The sequence below is a fragment of the Nocardia bhagyanarayanae genome (assembly GCF_006716565.1).
Lineage (GTDB): Bacteria > Actinomycetota > Actinomycetes > Mycobacteriales > Mycobacteriaceae > Nocardia > Nocardia bhagyanarayanae.
This window is the reverse complement of the sequence record NZ_VFPG01000001.1, coordinates 722,726-735,980: the sequence shown is the minus strand read 5'-3', so window position 1 is coordinate 735,980 and position 13,255 is coordinate 722,726. Positions and strand designations below refer to the sequence as shown.

At 68.8% G+C, this 13,255-nt stretch carries 11 protein-coding genes; 7 read left to right on the top strand and 4 right to left on the bottom strand.

Annotated elements, in window-relative coordinates; genetic code table 11:
- Window positions 1-53: 53 nt before the first annotated feature.
- From FB390_RS02700 to pstB, 6 genes are all read left to right on the top strand, one after another.
- Window positions 54-815 carry a winged helix-turn-helix transcriptional regulator gene (locus FB390_RS02700; protein ID WP_141807517.1) on the top strand — a complete coding sequence of 254 codons (762 nt, stop codon included), beginning with the start codon at window positions 54-56 and terminating at the stop codon, window positions 813-815.
- Between the two features lie 503 nt (window positions 816-1,318).
- Complete coding sequence (gene mshD, locus FB390_RS02695) at window positions 1,319-2,224, top strand: mycothiol synthase (protein WP_141811505.1); 906 nt, start codon at window positions 1,319-1,321, stop codon at window positions 2,222-2,224.
- A gap of 323 nt (window positions 2,225-2,547) precedes the next feature.
- Entirely contained in the window at window positions 2,548-3,660 is a 1,113-nt protein-coding gene (pstS, locus tag FB390_RS02690) for a phosphate ABC transporter substrate-binding protein PstS (RefSeq protein ID WP_141807516.1), read from the top strand.
- A gap of 91 nt (window positions 3,661-3,751) precedes the next feature.
- A complete protein-coding gene (gene pstC / locus FB390_RS02685) occupies window positions 3,752-4,726 on the top strand; it encodes a phosphate ABC transporter permease subunit PstC (RefSeq protein ID WP_185756925.1) in 975 nt (324 codons plus the stop codon).
- Window positions 4,726-5,631 carry a phosphate ABC transporter permease PstA gene (gene pstA, locus FB390_RS02680; RefSeq protein ID WP_185756924.1) on the top strand — a complete coding sequence of 302 codons (906 nt, stop codon included), beginning with the start codon at window positions 4,726-4,728 and terminating at the stop codon, window positions 5,629-5,631. Before pstC ends, pstA begins: the two co-directional genes overlap by 1 nt.
- 18 nt (window positions 5,632-5,649) lie before the next feature.
- Window positions 5,650-6,426 carry a phosphate ABC transporter ATP-binding protein PstB gene (pstB, locus tag FB390_RS02675; protein WP_067790438.1) on the top strand — a complete coding sequence of 259 codons (777 nt, stop codon included), beginning with the start codon at window positions 5,650-5,652 and terminating at the stop codon, window positions 6,424-6,426.
- Between the two features lie 394 nt (window positions 6,427-6,820).
- Here the strand turns inward: pstB and phoU are convergent, their stop codons facing one another.
- From phoU to FB390_RS02650, 4 genes are all read right to left on the bottom strand, one after another.
- The gene (phoU, locus tag FB390_RS02670; protein WP_141807515.1) at window positions 6,821-7,483 is read right to left on the bottom strand and encodes a phosphate signaling complex protein PhoU; all 663 of its coding nucleotides are present in this window, start codon (window positions 7,481-7,483) and stop codon (window positions 6,821-6,823) included.
- Window positions 7,484-7,565: 82 nt separating this feature from the next.
- Complete coding sequence (locus FB390_RS02665; protein WP_246123825.1) at window positions 7,566-10,013, bottom strand: LCP family protein; 2,448 nt, start codon at window positions 10,011-10,013, stop codon at window positions 7,566-7,568.
- A gap of 252 nt (window positions 10,014-10,265) precedes the next feature.
- A complete protein-coding gene (gene dusB, locus FB390_RS02655; protein WP_141811501.1) occupies window positions 10,266-11,408 on the bottom strand; it encodes a tRNA dihydrouridine synthase DusB in 1,143 nt (380 codons plus the stop codon).
- A 105-nt stretch (window positions 11,409-11,513) separates the two neighbouring features.
- On the bottom strand, window positions 11,514-12,356 hold the full coding sequence (locus tag FB390_RS02650; RefSeq protein ID WP_141811500.1) for an SDR family oxidoreductase: 843 nt from the start codon (window positions 12,354-12,356) through the stop codon (window positions 11,514-11,516).
- Window positions 12,357-12,591: 235 nt separating this feature from the next.
- On the opposite strand from FB390_RS02650, the gene FB390_RS02645 reads away from it, so the two are divergent.
- Window positions 12,592-13,215 (top strand): hypothetical protein, encoded by a 624-nt coding sequence (locus tag FB390_RS02645; RefSeq protein ID WP_141807514.1) that lies wholly within the window; start codon window positions 12,592-12,594, stop codon window positions 13,213-13,215.
- Window positions 13,216-13,255 lie beyond the last annotated feature (40 nt).

Sequence of the window (13,255 nt, the reverse complement as noted above, 5' to 3'; positions counted from 1 at the left end):
GGCTTTCGGCAACGCTGCTGTTGCCCCGGCGCTACGAGATGGGAGGAGGGCTTGTGGAGCTGCTCCTGCTGACCTCCGACCCCAACCCCGAGTCGGTGTTGCCGTCGCTCGCGCTGCTCGCGCACAACGTGCGGCCCGCTCCGACCGAGGTGGCGTCGCTGTTGGAGGCGGGTACCGCCGATGTCGCGCTGGTCGACGCCCGCACCGATCTCGCCGCCGCGCGCGGACTCTGCCGTTTGCTCGGCAGCACCGGCTCGTCGGTGCCGGTCGTCGCGGTGCTCACCGAGGGCGGCCTCGTCGCGGTGAACGCGGACTGGGGTCTGGACGACATCCTGCTGCCCGGCACCGGCCCCGCCGAGCTCGACGCCCGGCTGCGCCTGCTCGTCGGCCGCAACGGTGGCGTGGCGAGCCCCGAGAACACCGGCAAGATCACCCTCGGCGAGCTCGTCATCGACGAGGGCACCTACACCGCCCGGCTGCGCGGCCGCCCGCTCGACCTCACCTACAAGGAGTTCGAGCTCCTCAAGTACCTCGCCCAGCATGCCGGCCGGGTGTTCACCCGCGCCCAGCTGCTGCAAGAGGTGTGGGGCTACGACTTCTTCGGCGGCACCCGCACCGTCGACGTGCACGTCCGCCGCCTGCGCGCCAAGCTCGGCAGCGAATACGAATCGCTCATCGGCACGGTCCGCAACGTCGGCTACAAGGCGGTCCGCCCAGCACGCACCGCCGCCAAAGGCGAGCCCGTCACCTTCCCCGACGACGACTCCGAAGGCGACGACTCCACCCTGACGCCCGTCAACGGCTCGGTGCAGTAGAGCCGAGGCCACCCCAACCACCATTTCTCTCCCGTCGATAGGGAAATGGATTCGACGGTAGTCAAATGGCGGCTCAACACACTCCAGGATCCACCATTTGACTCCCGTCGATCAGAGCTCCCTAGACGCGACCACAGCCGGTCGACCGGGCTGGAAGCCAAGCCCACCCGCCTGACTGCGGGAGGTAAGCCGGGTACGGCACCCGACGCGCCCAGCACCGCCTCGGGGAGAACATCGGATCGCCCAGCCATTTCGGCAGGCGCGCGGGCGGAACGTCTGCCAACGCGCCCACCCTCCGCGCGCGACCGAACGAAAGCCGACCCATTCCAGGGCACAACCACAGCCGACCCACCCGGTTCGCACCGCGACCACAGCCGACCCGGCCCCGGAATGCCGCGCCCGCCTCGAACGCTGACAGACTGCGAAAGGTGCGGCGGCCAGCCCGGTCCCCGCGAGCGGAGGCGTCGGTGGCGCCGTACGGAGAGGGGTAGGTCGTGGTCGATCTGCGATGGGCCGACGAGCTGGATGCCGATGCCGCGCGGGCGGTGCGGGAATTGCTCGGCCGGGCCACTGCCGCCGATGGCGTGGCGCCCGTCTCCGAGCAGGCCGTGCTGTCGTTGGGCGAGAAGGGGGCGGCGAAGCATCTGATCGCCGAGCGTGCGGGCGCGATCGTCGGGTACGCCAATCTCGTTGCGGCGCACGGGGAGCACCCCGCGATGACGGAAGTGGCCGTGGATCCCGAGGCACGCAAGAGCGGTGTCGGAACCGAACTCGTGCGGGCCGCGCTGACGGAAGGCGGTGCGGGCGCGCGGGTGTGGGCGCATGGCGATCGGCCCCCTGCCAAGGCGGTCGCGGCGCGGCTCGACTTGGTGACAGCGCGTGAGCTGTGGCAGATGCGCCGCCCGCTGGCAACACCGGAGCTACCGGAGCTGACGGTGCCGGACGGAATCGTTCTGCGCACCTATTCGGGCCCCGTCGACGACGCCGAACTGCTGCGCGTCAACAACGCCGCCTTCCACTGGCATCCCGAGCAGGGCGGCTGGACCGAGCGCGATATCGACGTGCGCCGCGCCGAACCGTGGTTCGACCCGAAAGGCCTGTTCATCGCCACCGGCGCCGACGATCCCTCGCGCATCCTCGGTTTCCACTGGACCAAGGTGCACCACGAGGAGAATCCCCCGGCCGGCGAGGTCTACATCGTGGGCATCGATCCCGCCGCTCAGGGCCGCGGCCTCGGCCGTCTCCTCACCCTCGCGGGCCTGCACCACCTGCGCGACCGCGGTCTCCCGGAAGTCCTGCTGTACACGGAAGCCGACAACACCGCCGCCGTCCACACCTACACCCGCCTCGGTTTCACGACCGCCCATGTCGACGTCGCCTACGCTGTGCGGGAACGCGATCGGACCTGATGGGCCGAATCGGCTCGCTGGGAGCGAAGCCTGTGACGCACCTGACGCGATTCGGCCGAAACCCGAACGGCGCATGGCGCGAAAGTGACCTGCCGGGGCCACCCAGTAAAGCTGCGGCAAATGTCACACGAAACAGATGCAATCGCGCCGGTGTGTTCACCTTGCGTTCATTCAGCTTGGTCCAACTGTCAACCGGGCGACTCTACGTTACTTAAGGGCAGTGCAGCCGCTGCCTGGTGCGCAAGTTCCCCGCGAACGGCACCACAACACCCGCCCGGGCCGGTGAGGGACCGGGCGTGTCGGACGCGATTCCCGGAGGAATAGTGAATCTCAAGCGCAGCAGCGCCCTGGTCGGTGTGCTGGCCGCCGTCGCCATGCCTCTTGCCGCCTGTGGCAGCGATGACAACACCAGCGGTGACCCGAGCAACGCCGCCAACACCAGCGTCGCCTGCGGCGGCAAGAAGTCGCTGAAGGCCAGTGGCGCGTCCTCGCAGAAGAACGCCATGGAGCGCTTCATCGCCGCCTACGAGGCGAACTGCGACGGCTACACCCTGAACTACACCTCCAGCGGCTCCGGCGCGGGCGTCAACGAGTTCATCGGCGGCCAGACCGACTTCGGCGGCTCCGACTCCCCGCTCAGCTCGAAGAAGGAAGAGCCCGCCAAGGCTCAGGAGCGCTGCGGCGCCCCGGCGTGGAACCTGCCGACCGTCTTCGGCCCGATCGCCATCACCTACAACATCGACGGCGTGACCGATCTGGTGCTCGACGGCCCGACCGCCGCCAAGGTGTTCAACGGCACCATCACCACCTGGGACGCCCCCGAGATCAAGGCGCTCAACCCGAACGCCAAGCTCCCCTCGGAGAAGATCGCCGTGATCTTCCGCTCCGACGAGTCGGGCACCACCGACAACTTCCAGCTCTACCTGGACGCCGCCTCCGACGGCGCGTGGGGCAAGGGCGCGGGCAAGACCTTCAACGGCGGTGTCGGTGAGGGCGCCAAGGGCAACGAGGGCACCTCGGCCGCGATCAAGAGCACCAAGAACTCGATCACCTACAACGAGTGGTCCTTCGCCAAGTCGCAGAACCTCTCCGTCGCGCAGATCGTCACCTCCGCCGGTAAGGACCCGGTGAAGCTGTCGGTCGAGACCGCGGGCAAGGCCATCGACGGCGTGAAGATCAAGGGCGAGGGCAACGACCTGGTCCTCGACACCAGCTCGTTCTACAAGCCGACCGTGGCGGGCTCCTACCCGATCATGATGGCGACCTACGAGATCGTGTGCTCGAAGTACAGCGACGCCGCCACCGGCGAAGCCGTCAAGGCGTTCCTGACCTCCGCTGTCACCAACGGCCAGAAGGGCCTGGACGAGGGCGGGTACATCCCGATCCCCGAGCAGTTCAAGACCCGCCTGACCACCGCGATCAACGCCATCTCCTGATCGCAGAGCAATCATGACCGTGCACCCTGAGGTGACCGCCCCGGGCTCGTCGGATTCGACGGGCCCGTCGGCGGCTGGAGATACTGCGCAGATGCCGAGTGATACGAACACCGAGCCGGCCTCGGTGAAGAGCCGTCCGCCCCACAGCCAGCGCGCCGAGGTGGTATTCCGCTCGCTCGCGACGGCCGCGGGCGCGATCATCGTGGCCTCCATCGCGTTGATCGCGCTGTTCCTACTGATTCGCGCGGTGCCTTCGCTCAGGGCCGACCAGGTGAACTTCTTCACCAGCACGGAGTTCAGCACCAGCAATGCGGACAACCTGCGGTTCGGCATCCGTGACCTGCTCATGGTCACGGTGCTGAGCTCGGTCTTCGCGCTGGTGATCGCGGTGCCGATCGGCGTCGGCATCGCACTGTTCCTCACCCACTACGCGCCGAAGGGGTTGGCGCGCCCGTTCGCGATGCTGGTCGACCTGCTCGCGGCGGTGCCGTCGATCGTCTTCGGTCTGTGGGGTTTCCTGGTGCTCGCGCCGGAGCTGGAGCCGGCGCAGCGCTTCCTGAACGAGAACCTCGGCTGGTTCTTCCTGTTCTCCGACGGCAACGTCTCGATCTCCGGCGGCGGCACGATCTTCACCGCGGGCGTCGTGCTCGCGGTGATGATCCTGCCGATCATCACCTCGGTCTCGCGTGAGGTCTTCCACCTGACGCCGGTCTCGCACATCGAGGCGGCGCAGGCGCTCGGCGCGACCAAATGGGAAGTCGTGCGGATGACGGTGCTGCCCTACGGGCGCAGCGGCGTGATCGCCGGCTCGATGCTCGGCCTCGGCCGCGCGCTCGGCGAGACCATCGCGGTGCTCGTCGTGCTGCGCACCTCGGCACAGGCGGGCGGCTGGTCGCTGTTCGACGGCGGCTACACCTTTGCCTCCAAGATCGCTTCGGCGGCATCGGAATTCAGTTCGCCGCTGCCGACCGGTGCCTACATCGCCGCCGGCTTCGTGCTGTTCGCGCTGACCTTCGTCGTCAACGCGCTGGCCCGGCTCGCGGCAGGCGGAAAGGTGAACGGCTGATGGCAACGCTGACGAAGTTCGACCAGCCGGTCAAGGCCCCGACCTTCCGGCACGTGAGCCCCGCGCGGCGGGTGAAGAACCACATCGCCACCGGCTTGGTCACCGCGTGCTTCGCCATCGCGCTCGTGCCGCTCGGCTGGGTGCTGTGGATGGTGATCAGCAAGGGCATCGCCGCGATCGCCTCCGCCGACTGGTGGCAGAAGTCGCAGAAGGGCATCCTGCCGGACCAGTTCGGCGGCGGCGTCTACCACGCGATCTACGGCACCATCGTCCAGTCGGCGGTCGCGGCGATCATCGCCGTGCCGCTGGGCATCATGGCCGCGGTCTACCTGGTCGAGTACGGCCGCGGCAGGCTCGCCAAGGTCACCACGTTCATGGTCGATATCCTCGCCGGTGTGCCGTCGATCGTCGCCGCGCTGTTCATCTTCGCGCTGTGGATCGCCACGCTCGGCGCGCCGCAGAGCGCCTTCGCGGTGTCGCTGGCGCTGGTGCTGCTGATGTTGCCCGTGGTGGTGCGCAGCACCGAGGAAATGCTGAAGCTGGTGCCGGACGAGTTGCGCGAGGCCTCGTACGCCCTCGGCATTCCCAAGTGGAAGACGATCGTGCGGATCGTCATCCCGACCGCCGCGCCCGGCATGATCAGCGGCACCCTGCTCGCGCTCGCCCGCGTCATGGGTGAGACCGCGCCGGTGCTCGTGCTGGTCGGCTACGCGAAGTCGATCAACACCAACCTCTTCGACGGCAACATGGCCTCGCTGCCGCTGCTGATCTACCAAGAGCTGGCCAACCCCGAAGCGGCGGGCCGCGAACGAGTCTGGGGCGCAGCGCTCACGCTGATCCTGCTCATCGCGCTGCTGTACCTGGCGGCGGCGGGCGTCAACAAGCTGCTCACGCGGAACCGATAGAAGCGAACGGATATTCAGATGGCCAAGCGCATCGACGTCAAAGACCTGAACATCTACTACGGCAAGTTCCACGCGGTTGCCGATGTCTCGCTCACCGTGTTGCCGCGCAGCGTGACCGCTTTCATCGGCCCGTCCGGCTGCGGTAAGTCCACCGTGCTCCGTTCGCTGAACCGCATGCACGAGGTGACCCCGAGCGCCCGCGTCGAGGGCGCCGTGCTGCTGGACGGCGAGGACATCTACGGCGCCACCGTCGACCCGGTCGGCGTGCGCCGCACCATCGGCATGGTGTTCCAGCGGCCGAACCCGTTCCCCACCATGTCGATTCGCGACAACGTGGTTGCCGGGCTGAAGCTGCAGGGCGTGCGCAACAAGAAGGAACTCGACGAGGTCGCCGAGCGCTCGCTGCGCGGCGCCAACCTCTGGAACGAGGTCAAGGACCGCCTCGACAAGCCGGGCGGCGGCCTGTCCGGCGGTCAGCAGCAGCGTCTGTGCATCGCCCGCGCCATCGCGGTCTCGCCCGACGTGCTGCTGATGGACGAGCCGTGTTCGGCGCTCGACCCGATCTCCACGCTCGCGATCGAGGACCTGATCACCGAGCTCAAGAAGGAATTCACGATCGTCATCGTGACGCACAACATGCAGCAGGCGGCGCGCGTGAGCGACCAGACCGGCTTCTTCAACCTGGAGGCCCAGGGCAAGCCGGGCAAGCTGATCGAGATCGACGACACCGAGAAGATCTTCTCCAACCCCGGCCAGAAGGCGACGGAGGACTACATCTCCGGTCGCTTCGGCTAGAAGCACGAAACAGCAAGGGCCCGCGCGAAACCGCGCGGGCCTTTGCTGTCTGCACAGAGCGGCTCGCGTCTCCCGATACCGCCTAGCCCAGCGCCGGTACCGCCGAACCGGGCGCAGCCGCGGCATGTGTCTCCGCAGAAGGAGCGCGGCGAAATGGCCGCAGTGCGGCGCCGATTGCGACCGCGCGCCGCGGTAGCCGATGCCCTGTTCTCTAACCGGATATGACTCGGCCCCGGCGTCTTCCGCCGGGGCCGAGAGAGTTTCCTCGCGATCCGCGCGTGCCCCCTACTGTTGCCCGCCAGCAGTGCGCGTCGGGCGGCGCGCTCTATGCGTACCGCCGCCATCGCTCCGAGCCATGCGCGGGCTGACGACGGACGCCGTCCGGCTGTGTTGTCTATCCTTCGGCGTCGGGGTCCGCGGGGAGCACGCCGGTGACGAGGAAGATGACCCGTCGGCCGATCTCCACCGCGTGGTCGGCGAAACGCTCGTAGTAACGGCCCAGCAGGGTGACGTCCACCGCCGCGGCGACGCCGTACTTCCAGTCTCGGTCCATCAGCAGGGTGAACAGGTGGCGATGCAGGTCGTCCATCGCCTCGTCGTCCTGGTTGAGCTGCGCGGCGCGGTCGGGGTCGCGGGTCTCCAAGACTTCCTTGGCGCCCGCGCCCATGTTCACCGCGATGCGGCCCATCTCGGCGAAGTAACCGTTCACCGATTCCGGCAGCGCGTGGTTCGGGTGACGCCTGCGGGTGACCTTGGCGACGTGCAGGGCCAGCGCGCCCATCCGATTGACGTCCTGCACGATCTGGATGGCGCTGACCACTTGGCGTAGGTCACCGGCGACCGGCGCCTGCAGCGCGAGGAGCGCGAACGCCTTCTCCTCGGCGTCGGTGATCATTTCGGCGATCCGGTCGGACTCGGTGATCACCTGCTCCGCGAGCGCCAGATCGGCCTGTAGCAGCGACTGGGTGGCCCGGTCCATGGCCGTACCCGCGAGGCCGGCCATCTCGCCCAGCAGGTGGGCGAGGTCGGCCATTTGCTCGTTGTAGATGACACGCATAAAACCAGACACTAGTTCCCGGCGCTGTCCAAGTCACCAACGGAGGGTGAATGACGCGTGCTACCAGGGGCTGCGGCCGAACTCACTCGCAGATGTCGTCGGCCGCGTTCACGTGCTCCAGGTCCGAGGGCAGCGTGAGCGGGGTCGCACTCGGCGAGGTGGTCGCGGGCACGTCCGAGATGGTCTCGCCGACCGGGGACGGCGCCTGCACGACCAAGCCGTTCGCGGAGTCCGCGCCGATCACGACCTCGACGATGCTGCCGAGTTCGTCGGCGAGTTCGATGCTCGCGCCGGGGATCGCCGATGCCACGGTGGCCGCTTCGGCTTCGCGCCCGCTGGCGTAGCGGACCTTGGTGGTCTGCGAGGTGCCGTCGGAGTAGTTGCCGGTGCTGTAGATCTGGAAGCCCTGGTTGCCCAGCTTGGTCGCGGCGGTCCGCGCGATGCCCGTCACGCCGGAGCCGTTCGAGACCAGCACGGAGATGTTGTTGGGGTCGACGGCCACGTACTTCGGCGGTTCCGGCGGCGCCGAGGTGGTGGTGGTCGGATCGGTGGACGGCTTCTCACCCGGCAGCGGCCGGTCGTCGCGGATGGCGGCGAAGATCGCCTTGATGTCCGACTCGCGCGGGATCTCGTTGCCGTAGGAGGTGGTGCCCGCGGTCGGGATGGTCAGGAAGGTGACCGCGCCCGCCTCGACCTTCTGCAGCGAGCGGCCGAGCATCAGCAGGTCCTGCGGATTGACGCCGTCGACCCAGGTGTGCTTGGTGAAGGCGCCGATGAAGCCGTTGAGCTTGCCCGGATCGAACAACACCTTGCTGGACAACGCGCCGCGCAGCAGCGACGCCATGAAGCGCTGCTGCCTGTTGATCCGGTCGTAGTCGCTGCGTTCCTCGCCGTAGACGTGCCTGGCGCGCACGTAGTTCAGCGCGGTCTCGCCGTTGACCTTCTGCCTGCCCGGCTGCTCGATGACGGTGCCGAGGACGCCGTCGACGATCGGCTTGCTCGCGCACACCTCGACGCCGTCGATCTGATCGACCATGGCCTCGAATCCGGCGAAGTCGATGCCGATGAAGTGGCCGATGGACAGACCCGTCATCTTGCGGATGACGTTCACCAGGCACTTGGGGCCACCCAGCGCGTAGACGGCGTTGAGCTTGTCGCCGATGGCGGACGGAAAGGTCTCCTGGGTGTATTCGGCCTTGTCGTTGTCCCAGCCCGCGCACTGCGGACGCGTCACGTCGAGGTCGCGGGGAAAGGAGACCGCGACGACGCGCTGCCGGTTCTTGGGGATGTGCACCAGCATCACGGTGTCGGCGCGGGAGCCCTCGGCGTCGTCCAGGGTGCCCGCGCCCATCTTGCCGTTGGCGCCGGCGCGAGTGTCGGTACCGACGATCAGGTAGTTCTCGTCGCCGAGCTGGGCGTTGGAATCGACGACGTCTTCCGGGTTGTCGTCGAGCGCCGAGACCTGGGTGAAGTTGTTGTTGGTCGAGCGTAGGTAGCTCCAGCCGCCGCCCGTGATCAGCAGCACCAGCACCGCGAACATCGTCGCGGACGCCCGGCCCGCGGTCTTCATCCGGCGAGTGCGCCGCTGCTTCGAGGCGGCGAGCCGGGACAGCGGCGGGCTGCCGACGGCCTTGGGCGGCGCCGCGATCTTGGACGCCGACTTGGCGGCAGGGGTCGCGGCGGACTCGGTGGTCGGCCACTTGGTGGTGGCGGTTTCGGGCGTCTCCGGCTCGTCCAGCGGCGGTAGGACGTCCGTGACCTCTTCGGGCTCGGCCTCGGTGACGCGCCGCGGCGGGGCGGCGGGCGTCGCACCGGTGATGTCGTCGACGACGGCGGACGGAGCGCGGCGTGTCGCTTGCCGGGCCGGTGCGGCCGGTGCGGCCGCTCGGCGCTTCTTCGCGGTCTCGTCGGGCCTGCCCGCCGGTGCGGACCGGGTGGGCGTGGCTTCGGGAGCCCTGCGGGGCGGATGAGCGGCGTTGCGAAGGGATGCGTCCGGCACAGGGCGCTGTGGGCCTTCCGGGGCACGCTTGGGCCCGTCACCGCGCTGTGGCCCCTCCGGCGCGCCGCGCTGCGGCCCATCGAGCGCAGCGCGCTGCGGCCCATCGACCGGACCACGCTGCGGCCCTTCGTGCGCCTTGTGGTGCGGAGCCTTGGGCATCCCGCGCTGCGGACCTTCCGGCGCCCGGCGTTGCTGCGGGGCGGGGCTCTCGGGCGCGCGGCGCGGGGGCTCGGCGGGGCGGGCCGGTGCGGCGGCGCGGGTCGGGTGCTCCGGCGCGGTCTCGGCGCGGCGGTTCGGGTGGCCGCCGGCGTTGTCGGCGCGGCGCCTGCGGCCGGTGCGCTCGTTGTCGACCTTCTCGACCAGATCCTGGACCGTCAGCGGCGCGGAGCCCGCCTCGGCTGCGGCGTCGGCGTGCCGGGAGCGGCGGGACGTGCGTGCGCCATCTCGTTCGGTGTTCTCCGCCGTGGGGTAGCGCTCCCACGGGGCGCGACCTCCGGGCCGTGGCGCGCGCCCGTGCCGATCGTCACCCACCAACGAACCTCGCTTTTCGTCTTTGCTGCCCGCCGGCGCCGAGCTCGACCAGCATGACCGATTTCGCCAATGATAACGATTCCGCCACGGCGGGCCAGCCCGGAGCGAAATCGAATTGCCGCAAAGCCGTATCCCAATTCGCTGTTGATCGGTAACCGAATGGTAGCGAAACGAGACGCGAAACAGCTGGTACTCGGATGATTCCGACGTGTGTCGGTTTGCCCGTGACCGCGGCGGCGGAATCGCCCGCGATCAGCCTCCGCTGTGCATCACGTCGGCGGCCGTCGGCACCGCCGGGTCGTCGGGATCGTCGAGCCAGCCGTGCGGCAGCGCGACCTTGCCCGGCGAACCCTGCCGTCCGCGCGGTCCCTCGGCGTCTCTGGGGAACGGCGCGGTCTGGTCGAGCTTGCCGATCAGGTCGCCGAGTTCGGTGAGACTGGACACAGTGGCGAAGGCGCGGCGCAGATCCGCGCCGACCGGGAAGCCCATGAGGTACCAGGCCATGTGCTTGCGCAGATCGCGCATGGCCTTCTCCTCGCCGAGGTGGTCCGACAGCAGCGCGCCGTGCCGGTGCAGCACCTCGCCGACGCGGCCGAGATTCGGCGGCTCCGGCAGTGCCTCCCCGCGCAGCGCCGCTTGCAGTTCGGCGAACAGCCACGGCCTGCCGAGGCAGCCGCGTCCGACGACGACGCCGTCGCAGCCGGTCTCCGCCATCATGCGGACCGCGTCGTCGGCGGAGAAGATGTCACCGTTGCCGAGCACCGGGATGGCGGTCACCGCCTCCTTGAGCCGGGCGATGGCCGACCAGTCGGCCTGGCCGGAGTAGCGCTGGGCCGCTGTGCGCGCGTGCAGTGCGACGGCCTTGGCGCCCTCGGCCTCGGCGATGCGGCCCGCGTCCAGGTAGGTGAGGTGCTCGTCGTCGATGCCGATGCGGAACTTGACCGTCACCGGCACACCCGCGGGTTCGGCCGCGGCGACCATCGCGCGCACGATCTTGCTGAACAGCGCTCGCTTGTACGGCAGCGCCGCCCCGCCACCGAGCCGGGTGACCTTCGGCACCGGGCAGCCGAGATTCATGTCGATGTGATCGGCCCAGCCCTCACCGACGATGATGCGCACCGCCTCGCCCAGCGTGGCCGGGTCGACGCCGTAGAGCTGCATCGAGCGCGGGTGCTCGTCCTCGTCGAAGGACATCATGTGCAGCGTCTTCTCGTTGCGTTCCACCACCGCGCGCGCGGTGATCATCTCGCACACATAGATGGAGGTGGAGCTGCCGAACTCGCGACACAGCTTGCGGAAGGCCAGATTGGTGATGCCCGCCATCGGCGCGAGCACCACCGGCGGGTCGACCGGATACGGCCCGATCCGCAGCGTGGTCGGCGCCTCGGTAGTCATCGTCACGCGTTCCAGTGTCTCATCAGGGCGTGCCGGAGCCGGCGTCGCCGTGGCGTGACGTGCGCTGATTCACTGGCTGGCGTGCGGCGCCGAGCGACCTCGCGCTCACTCCCCGCGCAACCGCCGGTGGTAGATGTCCCGCACCGCCGGATCCGCCTGCGAGTACGCTGTGGTCGCGCCGGTGACCTTGGCGACGGCGAGCTGGACCCGGTAGGGCATCAGCTGGGTGGACTTGATGATCGCCGCCAGCCTGCGCGGCACCGTCACCAGCGGACGGGCCCGCCGCACGGTGTCCACGATCGCCGCGGCGACCTGTTCCGGGTCGACGGTGGTGAGCGGCTCGATCCAGTCCGGCATGTTCGCGCCCGCCGAGAGCTCGGTGCGCACGATGCCGGGCAGCACCGCGCTCACCTGCACCCCGTGCTCCTTCAGCTCCAAGTGCAGCGCGGAGGTGAAGCCGACCACCGCGTGCTTGGTCGCGCAGTAGGTGGCCAGGCCGGGGAACCCTTGAGTCCCGGCGAGCGAGGCGATGTTGATCAGGTGGCCGCTGCCGCGCGCGAGGAACCGCTCGGTGGCCAGCCTGCTGCCGTGGATGACGCCGCGCAGGTTGACATCGATGATCCGTTCGGTCATCGCCTCGTCCTCGTCGGCGAACAGCCCGGTCGGCATGATCCCGGCGTTGTTCACCAGGACGTCGAGCGGCCCGAGCTGGGCCTCCACCGCGTCGAGGAAGGCGGCGAAGGAATCGCGGTCGGTGACGTTCAGCGGCAGGCCGATGATCTTGGCGTCCGGGTCGGCCCCGAGTTCGGCCGCGGTCTTCTCGACCAGCTCGACATCGACGTCCCCGATCGCCACGGCTGCCTTCGCGGCCAGGAACGCCTCGGCGGTGGCCCGCCCGATCCCGCGGGCGCCGCCCGTGATCGCCACGACCTTGCCCGCAAGAACCACGCCCGCAGCCATGATGGCCTCCCTCGATGAGCTCCTACCTCACGGTAACTTCGGCGGCACCTCGCGCGCGGCCGAATGCGCTCGACGGCTTAGTCTGGGACAGTGGGTGCGCGGGGGCCGCACGACGGCCACTCGCACTCCCGACCAGCGGCGATATCGGCGACCTGGCTGTGACGCCTACCGCGACCGGCGGTTATAGCGCGAACGCATTATCAATACGACATCGGAGTACCCATTGCCTGCCGACGACAAGGCCACCACCCCGGAACAGAGCGCGAGCACGTCGGACGTGCGTCTCGACAAGAAGGACGATTCCGCCCCCGCCCCGAAGTCCGGCGCCACTGTCTCCATCCCGGTGTCGACGGTGCTGTGGGGCGCGGCCGTCGCCGTTCTCGCCGTGCTGACGGTGTTGTTCGGCGTGCTGTGGTGGTCGGCGAAGAGCGATCTCGACGAACAAGCGCAGCGTGCCGCCGACGACCGCCGCGCCGAACAGGTAGCGACCGATTACGCGGTCGGCGCGGCGACGGTGAATTATCAGGACATCAACGCGTGGATCGGCAAGCTCAAGGCCAACACCACCCCGCAGCTGGCGAACAAATTCGACGCGACCGCGCCGAAGCTGGAGCAGATTCTGGTTCCGCTGAAGTGGACGTCCACCGCCTCGCCCATTTCCGCGAAGGTCGTTTCCGAGGACAGCGGCGTCTACAAGGTGAATGTCTTCGTGAACGTGAGTTCCACGAATGCGCAGAGCCCGGAAGGCGCCCAAACCACGGTCACTTACAACGTCACGCTGGACGAGAACTCCGACTGGAAGATCACCGATGTCGGCGGTACCGACGGCGCATTGCCGTTGAACTGAAATAAGGGTCGGACAAAAGCCGCGCCGCCGCCGGAATGAT